At 65.6% G+C, this 22,267-nt stretch carries 20 protein-coding genes and 2 pseudogenes; 19 read left to right on the top strand and 3 right to left on the bottom strand.

Annotation, left to right across the window (positions count from 1 at the left end):
• Nucleotides 1-22: 22 nt before the first annotated feature.
• A complete protein-coding gene (murJ, locus tag Q0672_RS03370; RefSeq protein WP_298619678.1) occupies nucleotides 23-1,561 on the bottom strand; it encodes a murein biosynthesis integral membrane protein MurJ in 1,539 nt (512 codons plus the stop codon).
• 172 nt (nucleotides 1,562-1,733) lie between these two features.
• Here murJ and Q0672_RS03365 point away from each other — a divergent pair, with 172 nt between their 5' ends.
• The 12 genes and pseudogenes from Q0672_RS03365 to Q0672_RS23495 form a co-directional block, all read left to right on the top strand.
• Entirely contained in the window at nucleotides 1,734-2,702 is a 969-nt protein-coding gene (locus tag Q0672_RS03365; RefSeq protein ID WP_153160949.1) for an acetyl-CoA carboxylase carboxyltransferase subunit alpha, read from the top strand.
• Complete coding sequence (gene tilS / locus Q0672_RS03360) at nucleotides 2,689-4,047, top strand: tRNA lysidine(34) synthetase TilS (RefSeq protein ID WP_298619676.1); 1,359 nt, start codon at nucleotides 2,689-2,691, stop codon at nucleotides 4,045-4,047. Before Q0672_RS03365 ends, tilS begins: the two co-directional genes overlap by 14 nt.
• A 297-nt stretch (nucleotides 4,048-4,344) precedes the next feature.
• The gene (locus tag Q0672_RS03355) at nucleotides 4,345-4,632 is read left to right on the top strand and encodes a hypothetical protein (RefSeq protein WP_153160950.1); all 288 of its coding nucleotides are present in this window, start codon (nucleotides 4,345-4,347) and stop codon (nucleotides 4,630-4,632) included.
• Nucleotides 4,629-4,811 carry a hypothetical protein gene (locus Q0672_RS03350; RefSeq protein ID WP_153160951.1) on the top strand — a complete coding sequence of 61 codons (183 nt, stop codon included), beginning with the start codon at nucleotides 4,629-4,631 and terminating at the stop codon, nucleotides 4,809-4,811. The genes Q0672_RS03355 and Q0672_RS03350 overlap by 4 nt, the downstream gene beginning before the upstream one ends.
• Before the next feature lie 205 nt (nucleotides 4,812-5,016).
• Nucleotides 5,017-5,136, top strand: a pseudogene (locus Q0672_RS03345) (IS5/IS1182 family transposase); the annotation flags it as partial.
• 305 nt (nucleotides 5,137-5,441) lie between these two features.
• Nucleotides 5,442-6,731 carry a hypothetical protein gene (locus tag Q0672_RS03340; protein ID WP_228111826.1) on the top strand — a complete coding sequence of 430 codons (1,290 nt, stop codon included), beginning with the start codon at nucleotides 5,442-5,444 and terminating at the stop codon, nucleotides 6,729-6,731.
• A gap of 17 nt (nucleotides 6,732-6,748) precedes the next feature.
• A complete protein-coding gene (locus tag Q0672_RS03335) occupies nucleotides 6,749-7,003 on the top strand; it encodes a hypothetical protein (RefSeq protein ID WP_153160952.1) in 255 nt (84 codons plus the stop codon).
• A 3-nt stretch (nucleotides 7,004-7,006) separates the two neighbouring features.
• A complete protein-coding gene (locus Q0672_RS03330) occupies nucleotides 7,007-8,086 on the top strand; it encodes a DUF2169 domain-containing protein (RefSeq protein ID WP_153160953.1) in 1,080 nt (359 codons plus the stop codon).
• Nucleotides 8,083-9,201, top strand: a complete 1,119-nt coding sequence (locus Q0672_RS03325) for a hypothetical protein (RefSeq protein WP_298619670.1) — start codon at nucleotides 8,083-8,085, stop codon at nucleotides 9,199-9,201. Before Q0672_RS03330 ends, Q0672_RS03325 begins: the two co-directional genes overlap by 4 nt.
• The gene (locus Q0672_RS03320) at nucleotides 9,171-10,253 is read left to right on the top strand and encodes a DUF4150 domain-containing protein (protein WP_153160954.1); all 1,083 of its coding nucleotides are present in this window, start codon (nucleotides 9,171-9,173) and stop codon (nucleotides 10,251-10,253) included. The genes Q0672_RS03325 and Q0672_RS03320 overlap by 31 nt, the downstream gene beginning before the upstream one ends.
• A gap of 37 nt (nucleotides 10,254-10,290) precedes the next feature.
• Nucleotides 10,291-11,274, top strand: coding sequence for a type VI immunity family protein (locus Q0672_RS03315; RefSeq protein WP_298619668.1), 984 nt, complete (start codon nucleotides 10,291-10,293; stop codon nucleotides 11,272-11,274).
• A gap of 10 nt (nucleotides 11,275-11,284) precedes the next feature.
• Nucleotides 11,285-11,599: pseudogene (locus tag Q0672_RS23495) on the top strand (PAAR-like domain-containing protein); the annotation flags it as partial.
• 76 nt (nucleotides 11,600-11,675) lie between these two features.
• On the opposite strand, the gene Q0672_RS03310 reads toward Q0672_RS23495, so the two are convergent.
• A complete protein-coding gene (locus Q0672_RS03310) occupies nucleotides 11,676-12,287 on the bottom strand; it encodes a response regulator (protein ID WP_298619666.1) in 612 nt (203 codons plus the stop codon).
• Nucleotides 12,284-14,308 (bottom strand): sensor histidine kinase, encoded by a 2,025-nt coding sequence (locus Q0672_RS03305; RefSeq protein WP_367179921.1) that lies wholly within the window; start codon nucleotides 14,306-14,308, stop codon nucleotides 12,284-12,286. Before Q0672_RS03305 ends, Q0672_RS03310 begins: the two co-directional genes overlap by 4 nt.
• A gap of 122 nt (nucleotides 14,309-14,430) precedes the next feature.
• Between Q0672_RS03305 and Q0672_RS03300 the strand changes: the two genes are divergently transcribed.
• The 7 genes from Q0672_RS03300 (at nucleotide 14,431) to rlmN (ending at nucleotide 22,266) form a co-directional block, all read left to right on the top strand.
• Entirely contained in the window at nucleotides 14,431-15,444 is a 1,014-nt protein-coding gene (locus Q0672_RS03300; RefSeq protein WP_298619663.1) for a TRAP transporter substrate-binding protein, read from the top strand.
• Between the two features lie 75 nt (nucleotides 15,445-15,519).
• Nucleotides 15,520-16,212, top strand: coding sequence for a TRAP transporter small permease (locus Q0672_RS03295; protein ID WP_298619775.1), 693 nt, complete (start codon nucleotides 15,520-15,522; stop codon nucleotides 16,210-16,212).
• Nucleotides 16,209-17,492 (top strand): TRAP transporter large permease, encoded by a 1,284-nt coding sequence (locus Q0672_RS03290; RefSeq protein ID WP_153160958.1) that lies wholly within the window; start codon nucleotides 16,209-16,211, stop codon nucleotides 17,490-17,492. The genes Q0672_RS03295 and Q0672_RS03290 overlap by 4 nt, the downstream gene beginning before the upstream one ends.
• A gap of 165 nt (nucleotides 17,493-17,657) precedes the next feature.
• Nucleotides 17,658-20,138 carry a heavy metal translocating P-type ATPase gene (locus Q0672_RS03285; protein WP_298619660.1) on the top strand — a complete coding sequence of 827 codons (2,481 nt, stop codon included), beginning with the start codon at nucleotides 17,658-17,660 and terminating at the stop codon, nucleotides 20,136-20,138.
• Nucleotides 20,139-20,147: 9 nt separating this feature from the next.
• Nucleotides 20,148-20,336, top strand: a complete 189-nt coding sequence (gene ccoS / locus Q0672_RS03280; protein WP_298619658.1) for a cbb3-type cytochrome oxidase assembly protein CcoS — start codon at nucleotides 20,148-20,150, stop codon at nucleotides 20,334-20,336.
• A gap of 364 nt (nucleotides 20,337-20,700) precedes the next feature.
• Complete coding sequence (gene ndk / locus Q0672_RS03275) at nucleotides 20,701-21,126, top strand: nucleoside-diphosphate kinase (protein ID WP_153160961.1); 426 nt, start codon at nucleotides 20,701-20,703, stop codon at nucleotides 21,124-21,126.
• A gap of 57 nt (nucleotides 21,127-21,183) precedes the next feature.
• On the top strand, nucleotides 21,184-22,266 hold the full coding sequence (rlmN, locus tag Q0672_RS03270; protein WP_298619655.1) for a 23S rRNA (adenine(2503)-C(2))-methyltransferase RlmN: 1,083 nt from the start codon (nucleotides 21,184-21,186) through the stop codon (nucleotides 22,264-22,266).
• Nucleotide 22,267 lies beyond the last annotated feature (1 nt).

Genomic DNA, 22,267 nt, shown 5'->3' with positions numbered 1-22,267 from the left:
GAAGCATTACCCGGATTTTATTTCAGCTCGCGCCGCGGCGGCGGAAGTCTTTGACCCGGAAACCGAGGGCAAACAGGGTGGCGAAATACACCAGGATGCCGCCGATCACCAGCGCCAGCAGCCGGATGGTCCGTTCGGTGCCGCGATAGCCCAGCCACACCGAATCGGCGCCCACCGCAAACCATACCGCCAGGCCCAGCACCACCAGCGCCACGCCCAGCTTGGCCGCAAACTTGCCCCAGCCGGGCTGCGGCTGGTAGATGCCGCGCTTGCGCAGCCCGTGATAGAGCATGCCGGCGTTGATGCACGAGGCGAGGCCGATGGACAGGGCCAGCCCGGCGTGCTGCAGCGGGCCGATGAACACGAGGTTCATGAGCTGGGTGACCGCCAGCGTGATGAGGCCGAACTTGACCGGCGTGCGCACGTCCTGGCGGGCGTAGAAGGCCGGCGCCAGCACCTTGACGAGGATCAGACCGGCCAGCCCGGCGCTGTAGGCGATCAGCGCGGTGCGGGTCTGGAACACATCCGACGCACCGAATGCGCCGTGGTAGAAGAGGGTGGTGATGAGCGGCACCGCCAGCAGGGCCAGGCCCAGGGCAGCCGGCAGGGTGAGCATCAGGGTGAGGCGCAGGCCCCAGTCGAGGAGCGCCGAGAACTCGGTGGGGTTCTTGTCGGCGTGCATCTTGGAGAGGCTGGGCAGCAGGATGGTGCCGAGCGCCACGCCCAGCATCCCGGCCGGGAATTCCATCAGGCGGTCGGCGTAATACAGCCACGACACGCTGCCGCTGGGCAGGAAGGACGCGAACACGGTGTTGATGAGCAGCGAGATCTGGCTCACCGACACGCCGAGGATCGCCGGCGCCATCAGCTTGAGGATGCGCCGCACGCCGGGATCGGAGAAGTCCAGCGAGAAGCGCGGCAGCATGCCGATCTGCGCCAGGGGTTTGAGCTGCAGCACCAGCTGCGCGAGCCCGCCGATGAACACCGCCCAGCCCAGCGCCATTACCGGCGGATCGAAGTAGGGTGCGGCAAACAGCGCCATGCCGATGAACGACAGGTTGAGCAGCACCGGCGTGAAGGCCGGGATCGCGAAGCGGCTCCAGGTGTTGAGCACGCCGCCGGCCAGCGCCACCAGCGACATGAAGAAGATGTACGGGAAGGTGATGCGGGTGAGCTGGACGGTGAGGTCGAACTTGGTGGCGTCGGCCGAGAAGCCCGGCGCGGTGGCGTAGATGATGAACGGGGCGAAGATCGCGCCGATGATCGAGACGATCAGCACCACCAGGCCCAGCGCGCTCGCCACGTGATTGACGAGGCGGTGGGTTTCCGTTTCGCCGCGCTTGTTCTTGTATTCGGCGAGGATGGGCACGAAGGCCTGCGAGAACGCGCCTTCGGCAAACATCCGCCGCAGCAGGTTGGGCAGGCGGAAGGCCACGAAGAAGGCGTCGGTCTCGACGCCGGCGCCAAAGGCCCGGGCGACCACGAAGTCGCGCACGAAGCCGAGGATGCGTGACAGCAGCGTCATGCCGCTGACGGTGGCGAGGGCGCGCAGGAGATTCATCGAAGCCATGAAGGGGGAGGGGCCGGGGAGCAGGTAAAAGGACGGGATGTTAGCGGCTTGTTGCGCTGTGCAGCAATGCGATTTGCCTGTCGGGCGTGGTGTCTGCCCGCCCGTTGGGTTTCTTTCGGGGCGATGGGGTAAAATGCGGGAAATTTTTTTGAGCCTGCCCCCAATGAAAACGACCTTCCTGGATTTCGAGCAGCCGATTGCCGAGCTCGAGGCGAAGATCGAAGAACTGCGCTTCGTGCAGGACGATTCGGCCGTGGATATCTCCGAAGAGATCGCCCGCCTGGAACAGAAGAACTTTGGTCTCACCAAGGACATCTACGCCAAGCTGTCGCCCTGGCAGTGCGCCCTCGTGGCCCGCCACCCGCAGCGGCCGTACACCCTGGACTACGTCGAGCACATCTTCACCGACTTCGAAGAGCTCCACGGCGACCGCAGCTTTGCCGACGACAAGGCCATCGTCGGCGGCCTGGCCCGCTTCAACGGCCAGCCGTGCATGGTCATCGGCCACCAGAAGGGCCGCGACACCAAGGAAAAGATCTTCCGCAACTTCGGCATGCCGCGCCCCGAGGGCTACCGCAAGGCCCTGCGCATGATGCGTCTGGCCGAGAAGTTCGGGCTGCCGATCTTCACCTTCGTCGACACCCCGGGCGCCTATCCCGGCATCGACGCCGAGGAGCGCGGCCAGTCCGAGGCCATCGGCCACAACCTCTACGAGATGACCAATCTCAAGGTGCCCATCATCTGCACGATCATCGGCGAAGGCGGATCCGGCGGCGCGCTGGCGATCGCCGTGGGCGATCAGCTGATGATGCTGCAGTACTCCACCTACTCGGTGATTTCGCCGGAAGGCTGCGCCTCCATTCTGTGGAAGAGCGCCGACCGTGCCCCCGATGCCGCCGAGACGATGGGCATCACCGCCGGCCGACTCAAGTCCCTGGGGCTGATCGACAAGGTGGTGAACGAACCCGTGGGCGGCGCCCACCGGGATCACCGGGCGATGGCCCAGAGCCTCAAGCGGGCGCTGCAGGATGCCCTGCGCCAGGTGTCCGACCTGTCGCCGTCCGAACTCCTCGAACGGCGTTTCGAGCGGCTGATGAGCTACGGCAAGTTCAAGGAAATTGCCGTCGACTGATCTGTCTGCCCGCGTCGCGGCGAGCTGGCAGCGCCTGCCAGCACCCGCGGGGCGCATCCGGGTCGGCCTCTCCGGCGGGCTCGATTCCACGGTTCTCCTTCATCTGCTCGCGGGTCTTCGCGGGCAGTTTCATTTCGACCTGAGCGCGACCCACGTCAGCCACGGCCTGGTGCCGGGGTCGGCGGCGTGGGGCGACCTCTGCCGTGGGCTGTGCGAGCGGCTGGACGTGCCCTTTGCCGTACACGACGTGACGGTCGATCACACCCATCCCGGTGGACTCGAAGCCGCCGCCCGCGATGCCCGCCGGGCCGTGCTGCTGGAAGGCGGCGCCGACTGGCTGGCGCTCGCCCATCATCGGGACGACCAGGCCGAGACGGTGCTCTTTCGCGCCATCCGCGGTGCCGGGGTGCGCGGCGTGGCGGGGATGCGGGCGATCCGGCCGGGTCGGGGGCAGCCCGGGCTGTGGCGACCGCTGCTGGATGTGCCCCGGTCGGTGCTCGAGGCACATGCCACGGCCCACGGTCTGGCCTGGATCGACGATCCGAGCAATGCCGACTGCCGCTTCTCGCGCAACTTCCTGCGCAACGACATCCTGCCAGCCATGAGCGCGCGCTTTCCCGGCGCGGCGGCGGGTCTGGCGCGCCTCGGCCGACTTGCCGCCGAGGCCTCGGACCTGCTGGACGAGCTGGCCGACGCTGATCTGGCTGCGCTGGCCCGGCCGGGTTCGCGGCGCTATCGGCGTGCCGGGGCCGTCGGGCTCACGTCGCCGCGGCTGCGCAATGTGCTGCGTCGGGTGCTGGCGGCGGCCGGCGCGGCGATGCCCGATGAGGACAGGCTGGTCGAGCTGGAGCGCCAGTTCCGCGCCGCTGCGGCGCCGGCCGGGCTGCGCCTGCCGCTGGGCAGCGTGGCGCTGTGCATCTACCGCGACGAATGGTGGCTGGAGGCCGTGGAGTGCCGGGATGCACCGGCAGCGCTGGTGTGGTCTGGCGAGGCGACGCTGGCCTGGGCCGGTGGCGAGGTGGCCTTCCGGCCGGCGACGGGACAAGGGCTGGCGGCGGCGCTGCTGGCCGGAGGGCCGTGCCTGCTGCGTCGGCGTGGGGGCGGCGAGCGTCTGCGTGTGCATCCTGACGGGCCGTCCCGGGCGCTGAAGAAGCTGCTGCAGGAAGCCGGCGTGCCGGGCTGGCTACGGGATGAGCTGCCGCTGCTGTGGGTAGGCGATCAACTGGCGTGGATCGCCGGGGTGGGAGTGGCTGCGCAGTTTGCATGCCCGGCGGGCGCGGCCGGGTGGGTGCCGGTGTGGTCGGGCTGGCCGGGCGAACCTGAAGTTGAACAAGTTCGAGTCTGACTTGCACGGGCTCAAGTCGAAGTTGAACGACTTCATCTCGAACTTGAACCGGTTCAACAAGAACTTGAACGGGTTCAACCCGAACTTGAACCGGCCCCAGATCGAACTTCGCCGGCCCCAGCCCGCGTAGGTCGGGTTCGCGCAGCGTAACCCAACACCACCTTCGCCACAGTACGGGCGCAGCAGCCGTAACCACCCGCCGTCAAACACGCGTCGTCCCTGGCCGAGGCGTCCTCCCGCGCGTCAAGATCCTCCTCGCGCCGGGCCAAGGCGTCCTCGTCCACCGCCGCATCGTCCATGGTGGTGCACGAGCACGATCCGGCCGTGACCAAGGACCACCAAGCCGCCGCCGATGGCGATGCGGCCGTGCACGCGCTTGATTCTGCCGCGGCCAAATACGCTTCAGTCTCGCCCGTCACGCCCTCACGCCTGAGCACGCCTATCCCGACCAATCCCGCCCCCATCCTCGTTGCTGTCGACGAGCGCTACCGCCGGGCGCTGGAAGCCGGGATCGTCGCCAACAACGCCGCCGCAGAAGCCCGCGGCGGCGCTATCGTCGCCGAAGAAGAATTCCACGCATCATGATTGAAACGAAGAACCAAGTGAAGGCCATCTACGGCGAAGACGCCAACCAGATCGCCTCCATGGGCCTGAAGAAGAAATTCGAGCGCAAGTCGCTCTCCCGAGTGAAAGCGGCGGAGGAGGGGACGGAATCAGAAGGGAAGGGTAAAGCACAAGCGCCGCCGCCGCGGGCGGCGGGGTAGCGGGCATCGCCTGCATCTCCCGCGTTCCATGCCCAGTGGATGCGGCTTGCGATGAAAGGGGATGTGGCGTTTAATTGAGCTTACATAAGCCGGCCCGGTGCTCGGACTGAAGTGCTCGACCCTGATCGGCCCCTGACCCTGATCCGGTAGATGGGGCGCCGAGGGGAGTCATCGATCCGGACGTGGGTAGAGCGCATGTCTTTGTGTGATTGAGCGCCAGTTTGGCTGCACCGCGGCGCCCTACAAGGAGGTCGCGAAGCCTACCGTGCAGGCGTTCTCACTGATAGGGCTGACCAATCTTGATCCGGCGAGACGAGCCGCGATGTGGTTACGGGGGCGATCCGCCTGCTGTGCCCGCAAAAGGGGGCTCGGCACGCGAACGCCCCCGAGAAGCGGTGGTGGAAGCAGACAAGACGGTTACCGAAGTCATCGACAAACGGATGGCGTGAAGGCGCATGCGTTGGAAACGCTATTGATCAGCGGTTTCCAACAAACTTGAAAAGATATTTCGAATCGTCAGCTTGGAGCGCGCATGGGAGGCAGATTCATTGACCGTGCCGTCGAAACATCGGCCAGTATCGGTTTGGCTTTCGGTTCCGACGACACCGCCGGAAGTGGCTGCGGGCCGTCATGGCTGCCGAGGACGCTGCGGTGATCTCCGGTTTGCTTGCGACGACTGCGGTCAAACTGGCTGATCGCCATGTGGACCTGCTGGCCTTTGGCTGGCGTCGTCGTGCCGACCGTCTGGTCAACCCGGCGCTGGATTTTGCCGACCTCGTGGCCTACGACGACCGCATCCGGGCTGCGTTGGCTGCGCTGGTCTACTTGGGCGCGCCTGCACGGCAGCACCTGGGCGGTCTTCTGAACGAGCCCATGCGCAGTGCGGAGCTGTTTGCGCTGACCTACTACGCCTTGGCCACGCAAGATGGCGAGTTGCTGGACGCCACCGCCGCGCTGACCGCAGCGATTCCCGATCTGATGCCGGCGCGGGTCGCCGCGCTGCAATGGGCGCCGGTCTCTCTGCTGCTGGAACTCGCCATCGACTCGCTGCCCCTGGCGAAACGGATCGGGTTGACCGGCCTGCGTCACCGCGACTGCCCAGGCTTGGATGAGCGCACGCTGGCTTGGCTGCGCACGCAGGCGTTCGATGCGGAGAGCCTGTGTGCCGTATTGCAGCTGGTCCGTGATCTCGGTCGAGCCGATCTGGCGCCCGCTGGCCTGCGTTATCTCGACCATGCGCAACCCGCCGTGCGTCTGGCGGCGGCGCAGACCTTGCTGACACTCGGACCACTCGAGCACCATGGCCCCGCCTGCGACGCCTTGCAAACCCTGGCCGTGGGCGAACAGGACACGATTGCGACGGGCGCACTGCGTACACTCGTCTTACATGCGCCGGCCCGGACCGGGCCGCTGTTGGTCCGTCTAGCCTCACGGCCGGAGTTCCGCCGACCTTACCTGCAGGCGCTTGGCTGGCAGGGGCAGGTAGACGCCGTTCCCGAACTGATCTTCGCCTTGGAGGATCGCCAGCATGGCGGGATCGCCGCTGCCGCGCTGGAGCTCATCACCGGCTCCGACCCCGGACGTGATGGCTGGCTCGGTGCCAAACCAGCGCGAACCGGGCGTCCTCCCGAGCCCGGTGATCAGCTTCCCGCGAACCCTGATGACGACGCATTGCCGTGGCCGGACGCCCCTGCTTTTGCCGCGTGGTGGCGCGCCCGGCGCGGACGATTCACCGCTGATCAGCGCTACTTTGCCGGACAGCCCCTTACGCCATCCTGGCTCTCCACCGTCCTGCGCAGCGGCCTGCTGCCTTGGCGTCCTTTGGCCGCCGAGCATCGCCAACGCCTGCTCCGCGGACCGTTGTTTCCCACGGAACTGCCCGCCGACGTACAACGCTCGCTGCTTCACGAGCTGAAATGAGAAGAGGAGTGTCTCCCATGGATCACGAACTGGAACTGTTTTTATCCGCCCCGGCGACCGAAACCGGCGCCCCGGTCGCGCCCACATGCGAGCCGCCCGCCCCGATGGCCGACGAGCTGGTGCTCGAAGCCAAGCGGCAGATCACCTTGCGTTGCGGCAAGTCGAGCATCACGCTCTACCCCAACGGCAAGATCACGCTGCGTGGCGACTACATTCTGAGCGACGCGGAAGGACTCAACCGTATCGTCGGCGGCCAGATTGAACTGAACTGAAGCATGTGGGCGCTCGACAACCGCACCCCCTTCGCAGCCGACAGCGGCTGGATTCGTGACGCTGAGGGCGCCGAAGTCTGGATCGTCGCGGTCAAAGCCACTTACGACATCCTGCCCGATGGCCGCACGCGTATCGCCGACGCGCAGGTGCCGGTGCACGGCGGCCCGGTACCCAATGAGGGCCTGCGCAGTTTGCGTTACGACACCGACCTCGGCCCTCCGAAACCCGTCACCGATGTGTTGCTGTGCGGCCATGCCCATGCGCAAGGGGCGCAGCCCGTGGAAGAACTGCTCGTCGGCTTTCGCGTTGGCCCCATGAGGCGTTTGGCCTTGGTGTCGGGGGATCGCTACTGGCAACGCGGCGTGCAGTTCGACTCACCGAGCAAGCCCATCCCTTTTCTGCGCATGCCGTTGGTGTTCGAGCGCGCCTTTGGCGGCGATGCGCCGGACGCCGAGCACCACAGCGGCAACCCGCTGGGCCTTGGCATTCAACCCGATGCGGATGGGCGGGTCTGGCTGCCGAACGTCGAAGCGCACGACCACCCGATCGGCAACCCCGGCGACAGACCCGCACCGCTGGGATTCGGCCCCATCCCCGGTCATTGGCCCCAACGGCGTCAATACGCCGGCACCTACGACGCGGCCTGGTTCGAGCAACGCTACCCCTTGCCACCGCAGGATCTCGACCCCCGCCACTGGCAGCTCGCCCCTGCCGCGCAGCAAGCGGCCGGGCACCTGCGCGGTGGCGAAGAAGTCATGCTGGTCAACCTCACCCCGCCCGGCTATGCGGCCGACGGCAAGCTGGCCTTCAAGCTGCCAAAGCTCACGCTGGCTTTCCAGACCTACTTCACCGATGGCAGCTCGGTTGCCAGCCGCTCGGTGATCCACAGCCTGATACTGGAGCCGGACTATCCGCGCATCAGCATCGTGCACCACATGGCCGTGCCCTGCCATGCCCAGGTCAACCGGCTGGACAAAACCCGCATCCTGCAAAAACAGCGTCCGCTGGATCGCCCGTCAGGGACGGTGAACGCCGAGCTGAACTGGCCGGTTGGTGACGAAGACGCAGGAGCGGGCGCATGAGCGGCGCTCCCTTGATCCTCGGTGCCGCCTGCGCCTTCCCCTCCGGGCCCAGTCTCGAGCTGGCCGACGCGGCGGTGCGCAGCCAGCTCTCACTGCTGCAATACCACCCGATCTACCGCGACTGCGCCGGTAGCGCGCCGCGCATCAGTTGCTTTCCCGACGCGTCTGCATTCGATGCCTCGCGCTGGCACGTGCTCGCCCGCCACGCACTGGCCCAGCTCACCCAAGCGCTGATACCCCAGTGGCACGCGCTGCACACCGCGCCTCGCCTGCTCTGGCTGGTGCTGCCCGACGCCGCCCGGCCCGGTATGCCACCCGGCTTGGTCGAGCAGGTGGGCGCAGCCGTTCAGCACGAACTGTGGCCATGGCAGCACATCCACCTGGTCTGCGGCGGCCACGCGGCCGGCATCGCCGCGCTGGTCGCGGCGCGGCAGGCACTCCACGCCCAGCCCGACGCCCTGGCCGTGGTGCTCGCCGTCGAAGCCGGCCTGGGCCACGAGGCGCTGCACTGGCTCGACCTGCAAGGACTGCTGCACGGCGCCAGCACGCCGCTCCATGGACAGTTGCGCCGCAATGCCTATGGCCGCGTGCCCGGCGAAGGCGCCGCCGCCATCGCGCTCGGCGCGTCGGTCCAGCTCGCCCCGGCGAGCTGGGCGCGGCTGCTGGGTTGCGCCACCGCGCTGGAGCCCGTTACGCATACTTCACCCCGGCCTTGTACGGGCCTGGGCCTCACCCAGGCGGCACGCCAGGCCATCGAGCAAGCGCGCACGCACAGCCCCGCCCCGGTCGGTCAGCTGATCGCCGATCTCAACGGCGAGCCCTACCGCGCCGACCAGTTCGGCTTTGCCGCATTGCGTCTGGGCCGCGCGTTCACCCCGGATTGGCAGCGCAGCGTGCCGGCGCTCGCCAGCGGCGACTTGCACAGCGCCAGCGCCCTGGCGCACGTTGCCCTGGCAGCCTACGGCCAATGGCGGCGGCCGCAGGGCACTCATATCCTGGTGCTTGCCAGCTCAGACGACACATTGCGTGGTGCCGCCGTCCTCGGTGCCAGCCAACCCACACGGAATCTGCCGGAGATTCGCGCATGGCGATCACCATCAACATCAACGGCCTGACCCTATGCCATCGCGGCAGCGGCGGCGTCAGCCACAACACCTTGCCCGACGTGTGCAAGACGCCAAGCACGGGCATCCCGCTGCCCTACCAGAACGAGGCCTACTCGCGCGACCTCATCAAAGGCACCGTCAGCGTTTTTGCCGATGGCGGCAACAGCATCGCCAACTTTGGCAGCCAGTTTGCCAAGAGCGTGTTCGACGAAGGCGGGTCGATGGGCGGGATCGTCTCTGGCACCCACCTGGCCGAAACCGACTGGATCACCCACTCCTTCGACGTGTTCTTCGAAGGCAAGCCCGCCTGCCGGCTCACCGACAAGCTGTTCATGAACCACCGCAACACGGTGAACATGGCGGGTTTGAAGCAACGCGACCTGCCCCAGGCCGATCAGGACTTCTTCGACGAGATTTGCGAAATGGCCTGCGCGTGCTGGAACACCCACAAGAAAGGCGGGCCGCAGCCGCTTCAACGGGGCCAGACGTTTCAAGAGTGCATGCGCAGGAAGATCGACGACAAGTATTACAACGGCCCGGCCAATGCCCGCACCGGCCGCTATCCCAAGCCCGACGCGCGGATGTGGCGCGAGGTGTCCTTCGACCGGGGCGGTGGCTGGGATATGATCGGCAGCACGTCCAACCCAGGCCTGCCCAGCTCGCAATATCCTTGGCCCGACTCCCGTCGCCTGGACATTGGCCGCATCGGCGCGGATGGCAAGTTGAGCAAAATCTTCGATGTGAAGTTTCCGGGGGATTCGCTGGATAACGAAGCGGCAAAAGAATACCGCGACATCGCCAAGCGGCAGACAGGTAGCAAAAAGAACTTCGAGGAGTTCAAGGTCGACCAACGCTGTAACTGCGACGACGACGAGGAGCCGCCGCAACATCCGGCGCCGGTGACGGCACCCGAGCCGAAGAAGAGCTTCATCGACAAGTACGGCGACGCGCTCCAGGCCGCCACCGGCGTCGCCCTGACGGGTTGGGCCTTATGGGGCGTGCTGATCATCTCGGAAGGTACGCGGGTCATTCCAGCCCGCAACGCCATCCCCATCCCTTGACCCCGTGCCGCTGTATCGACAAGGAGAATGACACCCCATGGACATCAATCAAGCCGTTGCCGAACTCGTCCAGCGCGAAGGCGGTGTCTGCATCTTCGACAAAATTGCCTTCCCGCTTCCCTACAACACCGATGCTGTCGCCTGCAAGTTCGGCCTGGGGGCGGAACTATATATGTCACCTTGCGATCAGCTTTTGCTACGCCAGCGCGCGCTGGAGTTCATGGTGGATTACTGGAAAATGTTTCCAGACAAAGTGGATCGTTTCCTGGCCCGAGGGACGAAACGCGCGGTCAAGTTCTCTGGCGACCCGCGTGCCCGTATCCAAGCCGACATCGATCTGCCACCGCACAATGGCTATGGTGCAGCGCTGATGGGCATGGTGGACATTGGCATGAAGATTGACAGCGTTGATCCGTACCGAGCCGATGTTATGGTCTGTCGTGCGGAAGAACACGAACTTTCCTGCGTCAACGCCCATTTCCAGATATGTAACAACCAAGGGGTGCCGAATTTTGACGTGCTACTAGCTGCCACTTTGCGCTGGTGCGCCATCTGCCAGCCAGTACATGGCAGCGCCGGGTTTGTCTTCATATTCGAGAGCAAACAGGAAAGCGAATACGCCCAGCAACTGTTCAAGCGCTTTCCTGGGTTTGATTTCCAAGGGTGCGTGGATTTCTCTATGGAGGCGCAGTCAGTTCACAACCGCATCAAATGCGTGAACTGGCTGACCGTGCTGAGCGACGCGCTGGTTGGGGAACTGGGCGGACGCGACAAGATGCGCGCGGCGCTGGAGCCGGTGTGCAAGCTGCACGCCTACCCGGGCGGGGTGGTAATCCAGGCTGGGGCCTGTCCGCAGATCGGCGACACCGGGCGTGACGACGTTCCCGAAGCCTATAGGTTGGTGGCGCGTTATACGAAATCAATTCGATTCGAGGGCTACGACCACGATGGGCTGTTCCGCGTGCCGCAGGGGCTGGACGATAGAGAAGAGGCATTAGCCTGGATTCGACGGTTTGACTGAGTCGAGTCTCATGGACATTAATCAAACCGTTGCCGAACTCGTCCAGCACGAAGGCGGTATCTGCATCTTCGACAAAATTGCCTTCCCGCTTCCCTGCAACACCAATGCTGTCGCCTGCATGATCAAGGGCGCCGTCAGCGTCTTCGCCGATGGTGGTAACCGCATCGCCAACTTTGGTAGCCAGTTTGCCGAGCGCGTGGTCGACGAAGGCAGGTCGATGGGTGGGATCGTCTCGGGCATCCACCTGGGCGGCACCGACTGGATCACCCACTCCGTCGACGTGTTCTTCGAAGGCAAGCCCGCCTGCCGGCTCACTGACAAGCTGTTCATGAACAGGCAGGGGCGCAAGTCATCGTCGCCCCGTCGGGGGTGCGCCCCAGCTTTGTCTTGCCCCGCCGAGCTCAGTCCCGCGGCGAGAGCAGTTGGGCCAGCTCGACCGCCGAGCGCACGCCCATTTTTTCGAACACCCGGGAGCGGTGCACTTCGACGGTACGCATCGAGATGTTCAGCTCGTCGGCGATCACTTTGTTGAACTTGCCGGCCAGCACCAGCTGCATCACTTCGTGTTCCCGCGGGGTGAGCTGGGCGAGGCGGGTGGCGACGGTGGCCTGGGTTTCCTGATTGGCCTGATGGCGGGCGTTGGTGGCCAGCGCGCGGATCACCACGTCCACCAGCGCGTTGTCGTCCACGGGCTTTTCGAGGAAGTCGAAGGCGCCTTTTTTGAGGGCGCCGACGGCCATCGGCACGTCGCCGTGGCCGGTGAGGAAGATCACCGGCAGGGTGTTGCCGCGCTCCAGGAGGGCGTCGAAGCATTCGAGGCCGCTCATCTCGCGCATCCGGATGTCGAGCACGATGCAGCCCTGCCAGTCGGGCTGCCAGGCGGCGAGAAAGTCTTCGGCCGAGGCCCACGCGCGGGCGGCCACGTTGCGGGTGCGGAACAGCCAGCCGAGGGCGTCGCGGATGGCTTCGTCGTCGTCGACGATGTGGGCGAGGGGCATGGCGGGATTGCTCATTGGGTATGCACCGGGAGCGAGAAGTTGAAAATCGTACCACCGCCCGGATGGGCCTCGAAGGTGAGGCGGCCGCGGTGCAGCTCGGCGATGGAACGGCAGATGTTGAGGCCCATGCCCATGCCCTCTTCCTTGGTGGTGAAGAATGGGGCGAAGAGCTTTTCGGCCACGTCGGGCGGGATGCCCTTGCCCCGGTCGGCCACGCTGAAGATCAGCATGCCGTCGGCCTCGTGGGTGGTGAGCTGCACGTGGCGGGCGTCGCGCGGGCTGTCGGCCATGGCGTCCATGCCGTTGCGGATCAGATTGACGGCCACCTGCTCGATCATCACCGGGTCGGCCAGCACGCCGGGGAGGTTTTCGTCGAGATCCACGTCGATGTCCACGCCGCGGCGGATGGCGTCGGGCTCCACCAGGCCGACGGCCTCGCGGATGATGGCGTTGAGGTCTGCGGGTTCGAGCTTGGGTTCGCTGCGCCGCACGAAGGCATGCACCCGGCGGATGATCTGGCCGGCGCGCTGGGCCTGCTTGCCGATCTTCTGGAGGATGCCGGTCAGCTCGCCGTCCGACAGCGCGCCGTGTTCGATCATGTTGAGGCAGCCGGTGTTGTAGCTGGAGATGGCGGCCAGGGGCTGATTGAGCTCGTGGGCGAGGGTCGAGGCCATCTCGCCCATCGTGACCAGCCGCGCGGTGGCCTGCAGGCGTTCCTGCTGCTGGCGGGCGAGTTCCTGGGTGCGCTTCTGCTCGGTGACATCCACCATCGAGCCCATCCAGCCGATCTGGCGGCCGTCGGCGTCGATCAGCGGGGCCTCAATGAGCAGCGCGTCGAAGCGCTCGCCGCTCCTGCGCATCAAGCGGATCTCGACGCCCTGGGGCGGGGCGTTGCCGCCGAGGATCATCTGGTGGACCTCGTAGGTGCGTTCGAGGCTCTCGGGCGCCCAGTAGGGCATCGGCGGCATCAGGCCGACGAGCTCATCGGCGCTCCAGCCGACCATCCGGCAGAAGGCCGGGTTCACGTAGGTGATGCGGCCCTGCAGGTCGCGGGCGCGCATGCCGGTGTTGAGGGAATCTTCCATCGCCTTGCGGAAGGCGTGTTCGCTGCGCAGGGCCTGTTCGGCGGCCTGCCGGCGCACCATGTGACGCCGCAGCTGCCACAGGCTCCACACGATGGCTGCGGCGAGCACGCCCAGCGAGCCCATCAGCAGCAGCGAGATCCAGCGCACCTCCGACTTGTAGGCGGTGATGTTCAGATCGAGCCCGTGGCCTGGCGGCTCGAAGGGAATCTCGTAGGCGAGGCCCGACAGGGGCGAGACCTTCGACTTGGCGGCGATCTCGGCGCCCAGGTTGTTCACCACCGCCACCCGGTAGCGCTCGGAGAACCACCAGGGCACCTGATGGGCGAGGATTTCATTGACCGAATACACGCCGACGACCGTGCCCAGGTGGTGTCCGCCTTCGAAGATGGGCACATGGACTTCGAAGTGGCTCTGGTTGCCGATCACCGCGTAGGCGTCGCTGTAGGTGGGCCGGCCGAGGGAGCGGGAGAGGCGGAAGGCGGCGTCCGACGGAAAGCTGCCGGCGGCTTCGCCCACCAGGTGGCTGTCGGTGTAGGGCGGCTCGGCGTCCTTCACCTTGCCGTCGGGGCCGAGCCACAGGATGCGGATCATCCCGCTTTCCGGGTCGAGGGCGCGCTTGATGCGGGCCTCGGTGGCCGCGCCGCGGCTGTTTGCGCCGAGCAGTTCCGGCCCGAGCTGGGTGAGCTGGGCGTTATTGCGCTCGAACTGGAAGGAGAGGTTCTGCTCCATCCACAGCACGTCGTTGATGAGCGTGGCGCGCTGCTCCTCGGCGTCCTGGCGGTGGGTGAGCCACAGCAGCGCGGCCATGGTGGCGATGAACAGCACCACGGCGGCGTAGGGGAGGCTCCAGTAGACGCGAGGCGGGGCGGCGGTGGGCGGGGTCGGCAAGGGATTGGCGATCATGGTGTTGGCGCAGGCTGCGTTATGACCTTTTGGAGTGGCTCCGGGCATTCGAATTTTCCACACTGCGGTTATCCACAATTGAGGGGGGGGCACGCCATGCCGAAACTCGCGACATGGTTTGCCATAACGGCAGCTTGTTCGAGATTAAATAAATTTTATTGGAGACAATCATGAAGCGTCGCACCGCAATTTTCAGTCTCGCCGCCCTGGGCCTTGCCACTTTCTCCGGCATGGCCGCCGCCCAGGCCCCGATCGTCATCAAGTTCAGCCACGTGGTGGCTGCCGACACCCCGAAGGGCAAGGCCTCGGAATTCTTCAAGAAGCGCGCCGAGGAGCTCACCAAGGGCAAGGTGAAGGTTGAGGTCTTCGCCAACAGCGCACTTTACAAGGACAAGGAAGAACTCGAAGCCCTGCAGCTGGGCGCCGTGCAGATGCTGGCGCCGTCGCTGGCCAAGTTTGGCCCGCTGGGCGTGAAGGAGTTCGAAGCCTTCGACCTGCCCTACATCTTCGACGATTACACCGAACTGCACCGGATCACCCAGGGCCCGGTGGGCGCCAGCATCCTGAAGAAGCTGGAGCCCAAGGGCATCGTCGGCCTGGCTTTCTGGGATAACGGCTTCAAGTCGTTCTCGGCCAACACCCCGATCCGCACCCCGGCCGACCTGAAGGGCAAGAAGCTGCGCATCCAGTCGTCCAAGGTGCTTGAAGAGGAAATCCGGGCCCTCGGCGGCCTGCCCCAGGTGATGGCCTTCTCCGAGGTGTACCAGGCCCTGCAGACGGGCGTCGTGGATGGTACCGAGAATCCCCACTCCAATATGTACACCCAGAAGATGCACGAGGTGCAGAAGCACCTGACCGTGACCGACCACGGTTATCTGGGTTACGCAGTGATCGCCAACAAGAAGTTCTGGGACGGCCTGCCCGCCGATGTCCGTGGCCAGCTCGAGCAGGCCATGAAGGAATCCACCGTCTACGCCAACAAGATCGCCCAGGAAGAGAACGACAAGTCCCTGGAGGCGATCAAGAAGAGCGGCAAGACCCAGGTCTATGTGCCGACCAAGGAAGAGAAGCTCGCCTTCAAGAAGGCGCTGGTGCCCGTCCACCAGAAGATGGAAGGCCGGATCGGCAAGGATCTGATCCAGTCGATCTACAAGGAAACCGGCTTCGATCCCGCGAAGCTGTAATGTTCGGTGCCCCGGGCCGGGCGTGTTCCGGCGCGGGGCTTTCCCCTTTCCCGCTGCGTTCTTCAGCGAGGTCAAATCATGAAGATTCTCGATCGCCTCGAGGAGTGGATCATCACGCTCCTCATGGGGGGAGCGACTGCGATCATCTTTTTCGCGGTTGTTCACCGATATCTGGCCGGTCTCAGCATTCCCGGCCTTCAGGACTGGCTCCTGTCCCTCAATGTGAGCTGGACCCAGGAGCTGTGCATCATCATGTTCGTGTGGATGGCCAAGTTCGGCGCCGCCTACGGCGTGCGGACCGGCATCCACGTGGGCGTCGATGTGCTCATCAACCGCCTGTCCGACAGCAACCGGAGCAAGTTCATCCTCTTCGGGCTGATGGCCGGCGCACTGTTTACCGCGGTGGTGGCTACGCTTGGCGCCCACTTCGTGTGGGAGAACGGCGCCCACTACGCCTTCCTCAGCCTGACCGGCGCCGAGTTTGGCGATGTGCCGGAAGGCCCCACCACGCCCGATCTGGAGTGGCCCACCTGGATCGTCTATAGCGCGATCCCCCTGGGCTCCAGCCTGATGTGCTTCCGTTTCCTTCAGGTGGCCTGGAACTTCGTGCGTACCGGCGAGCTGCCGCACCACGATCATGGCCATGTGGATGGTCTGGAAGACGAAGTGCTGCCGGTGGATGCGGACGTCTACGGCATGGGCGACAACCTGCACATGCACGATCTCAAGCATCGTCAGGTCGGTGACAAGAAGGGAGGCCAGCAATGAACGCCGCAATCATCTTTGGCATCCTGGCCGTCCTGATGCTGACCGGGATGCCAATCTCGATCTCCCTCGGCCTCACGGTGCTCACCTTCCTGTTCACGATGACCGAGGTGCCGCTCGAATCGGTGGCGCTCAAGTTGTTCACCGGCATCGAGAAGTTCGAGATCATGGCGATCCCGTTCTTCATCCTGGCGGGCAACTTCCTCACTCACGGGGGGGTGGCCAAGCGGATGATCAACTTCGCCACGGCGATGGTCGGTCACTGGTATGGCGGCCTGGGCCTCGCCGGCGTGGTGGCCTGTGCGCTGTTCGCGGCGGTGTCCGGTTCGTCGCCGGCGACGGTGGTGGCGATCGGTTCGATCCTGCTGCCGGCGATGGTGCGGGCGGGTTTTCCGAACCGCTTCGGCGCCGGGATCATCACCACGGCTGGGGCGCTGGGCATCCTGATCCCGCCGTCCATCGTGATGGTGATGTACTCGGTGGCCACCAACACCTCGGTCGGCGCGCTGTTCATGGCCGGCGTGGTGCCGGGCCTGGCCCTGGCGGCAACCCTCGGCGGCGTGACCTGGTATCGGGCCCGCAAGTTCGACTACCCGCGTCAGCCCAAGGCGAGCTTTGCCGAGCGGATGAAGGCCTTCCGGGATTCGGTGTGGGGCCTGCTGCTGATCGTGGTGGTGATGGGCGGGATCTACACCGGCATCTTCACGCCCACCGAGGCGGCGGCGATGAGCGCCATGTACGCCTTCATCGTGGCGGTGTTCGTCTATAAGGACATGCCCCTCTCCGACGTACCGAAGGTGCTGCTCAACTCGGCCAACATGTCGGCGATGCTGCTCTACATCATCACCAACGCGGTGCTGTTCTCCTTCATCATGACCAACGAGAACATCCCGCAGGCGCTGGCCGACTGGATGCTCGGCAACGGGCTGGGGGTGATCGCCTTCCTGCTGGCGGTGAACGTGCTGCTGCTCCTGGCCGGCAACTTCATGGAGCCGTCGTCCATCGTGCTGATCTTCGCCCCGATCCTGTTCCCGGTGGCGATGAAGCTGGGCATCGACCCGGTGCACTTCGGCATCATCATGGTGGTGAACATGGAAGTCGGCATGTGCCATCCGCCGGTGGGCCTCAATCTGTACGTGGCCTCGGGCATCACCAAGATGGGCATCACCGAGCTCACCGTGGCGGTGTGGCCGTGGCTGCTGTCGATGCTGATCTTCCTGGGTCTCGTCACCTACTGGCCGGGCCTGTCCCTGTGGTTCCCGCGGATGCTGGGCATGATGTGATGCACTGTAGGGCAAGCTGATCCGTAACCGAAACGCACCCTGCGGGGTGCGTTTCCTTTTGGCGGGGGAGGTCGCCGGGTTTGGTCGGGCCGGCCAGTTGTGATAAAAGGGCGTGTTTTCCGTGGCCTGCCCGGGCCACGTGTGTTCCGCTCTGCGAGGCCCTCGTTGTCCCAGCCTTCTTCCCCGTCGTCGCCGTCCCAAGTGCCCACCCGCGAGCACGACTGCTACCACTGCGGTCTGCCGATTCCCGATGATGTCGATCTCGCCGTCGATATCGAAGGCACCCCCCACCACATGTGCTGCACGGGCTGCCAGGCAGTGGCCCAGTCCATCGTCAGCAGCGGCCTGATCGACTACTACCGGCGCCGCGACGCGATGCCCGAGCAGGCCCGCGAGGCGATGCCCGACGAGCTGAAGGATCTCGGCCTCTTCGATCATCCGGATTTCCAGCAGGGCTTCGTCAAGCCCATCGGCGAACACGAGCGCGAAGCGGCGCTGATCCTCGAAGGCATCACCTGCTCTGCGTGCATCTGGCTCAACGAGCAGCACGTGGCCCACCAGCCCGGCGTCACGGCGGTGGACATCAACTACGCCACCCGCCGCGCCCGGGTGCGCTGGGACGAGCGCAAGATCAAGCTCTCCGACATCCTCGCCGCCATCCAGGCCATCGGCTACCGGGCCTATCCCTATGACTCGGCCCGCTCCGAGCAGATTTCCCAGCGCGAGCGCCGCGCGGCCCTGTGGCGACTGTTCGTCGCCGGCTTCGGGATGATGCAGGTGATGATGTACGCCTTCCCGGTGTACATCGCCGACGGCGACATGACCGCCGACATCGAGTCGATGATGCGTTGGGCGAGCCTGATCCTCACCGCGCCGGTGGTGCTGTATTCTGCCGCGCCCTTCTTCAGCCACGCCTGGCGCGACATCAAGCTGCGCCGGCTGGGCATGGACGTGCCGGTCGCGCTGGGCGTCGGCGCGGCCTTCGTGGCCAGCTGCTGGGCCACCTTAACCGGCAAGGGCGAGGTGTACTTCGATTCGGTGACGATGTTTGTGTTCTTCCTGCTGTGCGGCCGCTACGTGGAAATGCTGGCCCGCCAGAAAGCCGTGCGCGGCGTGGAGGAGCTGGGCAAGGCGCTGCCGGCCTTCGCCGAACGCCTCGCCAACTGGCCTGATCCGGAAGGCGAACGGGTGCCGGTGTCGCAATTGCAGGCCGGCGACATGATCCGCGTGAAACCGGGCGAGACCGTGCCGGCCGACGGCATCGTGGCCGAGGGCGAGAGCGAGGCCAACGAGGCACTCCTCACCGGCGAGAGCCGTCCGGTGCCCAAGAAGCCTGGCGCCCAGGTGACCGGCGGCAGCGTGAACATCGGCAGCCCGCTGTGCGTGCGGGTCACCCGTACCGGTGAGCACACCCGCCTCGCCGCGATCCGCCAGCTGATGGAGCGTGCTTCGGTCGAGAAGCCCCGCGTCGTCCAGCAGGCCGACCGGGTGGCGGCCTATTTCATCGTCGCGCTGCTGGTGCTCGCGGTGGTCACCGCCGGCTGGTGGTGGTGGCACGACCCGGATCGCGCCCTGTGGGTGTTCGTCTCGGTGCTGGTGGTGAGCTGCCCCTGCGCGCTCTCGCTGGCCACGCCGGTGGCGCTTACGGTGGCCACCGACGCGCTGGCGCGGATGGGGGTGCTGGTCACCCGCGGCCACGCAATCGAAGCCCTGGCCCGGGCCGATCATTTTGTTTTCGACAAGACCGGCACGCTCACCTACGGCGAGATGCGCGTCGAGCAGATCCGCCTGCTGGGGCAGAGTGACGAGATGGACGCGCTGCGCCTTGCCGCCGGCCTGGAGCAGGGCTCCGAGCACGCCATCGCCGAGGCCCTGCGCCGGCGCGGCGGCGGCCTGGTGGTGCCGGCTTTCGGCAACGTGGCGGCAACGACGGGGCAGGGCGTGGCCGGTGTGCTGGATGGCGTCGCCTACCGCATCGGCCGTCCTTCTTTCGTGGCCGAACTGGTGGGCTTGCCCGAGCCGGAAGCGCTGCTGGCCGACGAAGGCTCCGGCCGTACCGTCATCGCGCTGGGTTCGGCCGCCGGCTGGATCGCCGGCTTTGCCCTGTCCGACGGGCTGCGGGAGGATTGTCCGGCGGCGCTGGCCTCGCTGCGCGACAAGGGCATCGACATGTCGATCCTGAGCGGCGACACCCCGGCCACCGTCGAGACACTGGCCCGGGAGCTGGGCGTCGCCAATGCCCGGGGCGGCATGACTCCGGAAGGCAAGCACGCCGCGCTGCGTGCGCTGCAGACCGAGAACGCGATCGTCGCGATGGTCGGCGACGGCGTGAACGACGCGCCGGTGCTGGCCCAGGCCCAGGTTTCCATCGCCATGGGCGGCGGCACAGATCTCGCCCGCAATCAGGCCGACATCGTGCTGCTGTCCGGCCGGCTGTCGTCCCTGGCGGAAGGGCTGGATCTCTCCCGTCGGGCGCTCAAGATCATCCGCCAGAATCTCTGGTGGTCGTTCGCCTACAATTTCACCGCCGTTCCCCTCGCCATGTCCGGGCTCGTCACGCCCTGGATGGCCGGGATCGGCATGTCGGCGAGTTCGCTGTTCGTCGTCCTCAATGCCCTGCGCCTCCAGCGCGGGCGCCAACGCTGAGATCGGATCATGGAAAGTCTTTATCTGCTCATCCCGCTGTCCATCGTCCTGGTCTTCCTGATCGGTGTCATTTTCTGGTGGTCGGTGCGGAGCGGGCAGTTCGACGACCTGGAAGGGCCGGGCTACCGCGTCGTCAGCGACGACGACGATCCGCCGACGCAGGCCCGGGAGAAGGGCGTTCCGAAGGCGGGCGACTGAGCCGGAAATCTCCACGCTATCTGAAGGGTTTTTGACCCAAATCAATTCTGCCCCCAGGGGCGTCGTGCATACTCGATCCCAAGTTGAAGACGCAAGTGCGAGCAAGAACGAGTGTCTTCCAGGCATCACTGCCTGTGGCTTAAGTCTCTCTGTTGGGGTTGGGGGTGCGCGATGCGCACCCTTTTTTTTTGCCTCTTCGCCCCCATATCCCCTTGGTTGCGCATCCGGCGCCCGTCCCCTGTCGGCCGTCGCGCGCCGTCCATCGTCGTGGCAATGCCGAAAAACGCCGATCTGACGCACCAACCTGCTAAAATTCCAAGCTTTCGGTTTTTCGACCATCCTTTGTCTCACGGAGTCCTGACTCATGGCTATTGAACGCACCCTTTCCATCATCAAGCCCGATGCCGTCGCCAAGAACGTGATCGGCCAGATCTACGCCCGTTTCGAAGGCGCTGGCCTGAAGGTCATCGCCGCCAAGATGGCGCACCTGTCCGAGCGCGAAGCCGGTGAGTTCTACGCCGTGCACAAAGAGCGCCCCTTCTTCAAGGATCTGGTTTCCTTCATGACCTCCGGCCCGGTGATGATCCAGTGCCTGGAAGGCGAGAACGCCATCGCCAAGAACCGCGAGCTGATGGGCGCCACCGACCCGAAAAAGGCCGACAAGGGCACCATCCGCGCCGACTTCGCCGAGTCCATCGACGCCAACGCCGTTCACGGCTCCGACGCGCCGGAAACCGCTGCTGTGGAAGTTGCCTTCTTCTTCCCGGGCATGAACGTTTACAGCCGTTGATGATCTATACCGGCGGGATGAAATTTCTTCCTCCCGCTGGTCTGGACGGAAATACACGTGGTCAATCTTCTCGATTTCGATGCGGCAGCACTCACCGACTGGTTCCTCCAGCAAGGTGAGAAACCCTTTCGTGCCAAGCAGGTGCTCCGCTGGGTGCATCGCTTCGGCGTGACCGATTTCGAGCAGATGACCGACGTGGCCAAGTCGCTGCGGGCCAAGCTCGCGGCGACGGCCTGCATCACGCCGCCGGTCCCGGTGCGCGACAGCATTTCGACAGACGGCACCCGCAAGTGGCTGCTCGACGTGGGCAACGCCAACGCGGTCGAGACGGTGTTCATCCCCGAAACCAACCGCGGCACCCTGTGCATCTCGTCCCAGGCGGGCTGTGCGCTTGATTGCGCGTTCTGTTCCACCGGCAAGCAAGGTTTCAACCGCAACCTCAGTGCCGCCGAGATCATCGGCCAGCTGTGGCTCGCCAACCGCCTGCTCGGCGCCAACGGCGACGGCGAGCGCGTCATCAGCAACGTGGTGATGATGGGTATGGGCGAGCCCCTCGCCAACTTCGACAACGTGGTGTCGGCGCTCAACCTGATGCTCGACGACAACGCCTATGGCCTGTCGCGGCGGCGGGTGACGGTCTCCACGTCCGGCATCGTCCCGGCGATGGATCGCCTGCGCGAGGCCTGCCCGACGGCGCTGGCGGTATCGCTGCACGCATCCAACGATGCCCTGCGCGACCAGCTCGTGCCGATCAACCAGAAATACCCCCTGCGTGAACTCATGGCCGCCTGTCAGCGCTATCTCGAGCGTGCGCCCCGGGATTTCATCACCTTCGAGTACGTCATGCTCGACGGGGTGAATGATTCCGACGCCCACGCCCGCGAGCTCATCGCGCTCACCCGGGATGTGCCCTGCAAGTTCAACCTGATTCCGTTCAACCCCTTCCCGAATTCCGGTTTCGAGCGCTCTCCTGCGCCGCGCATCAAGCGCTTCGCCGAGATCCTCATCGCGGCCGGCATCGTCACCACCACCCGCAAGACCCGCGGGGATGACGTCGACGCCGCCTGCGGCCAGCTTGCCGGGCAGGTGAAGGACAAAACCCGTCGCACGACCCGAATCGTGCCGATCACCGGAGCCTGAA

The organism is uncultured Zoogloea sp., assembly GCF_937894855.1.
Lineage (GTDB): Bacteria > Pseudomonadota > Gammaproteobacteria > Burkholderiales > Rhodocyclaceae > Zoogloea > Zoogloea oryzae.
The sequence above is the reverse complement of the archived record's forward strand: the minus strand, read 5'-3'. Positions and strand labels throughout refer to the sequence as shown.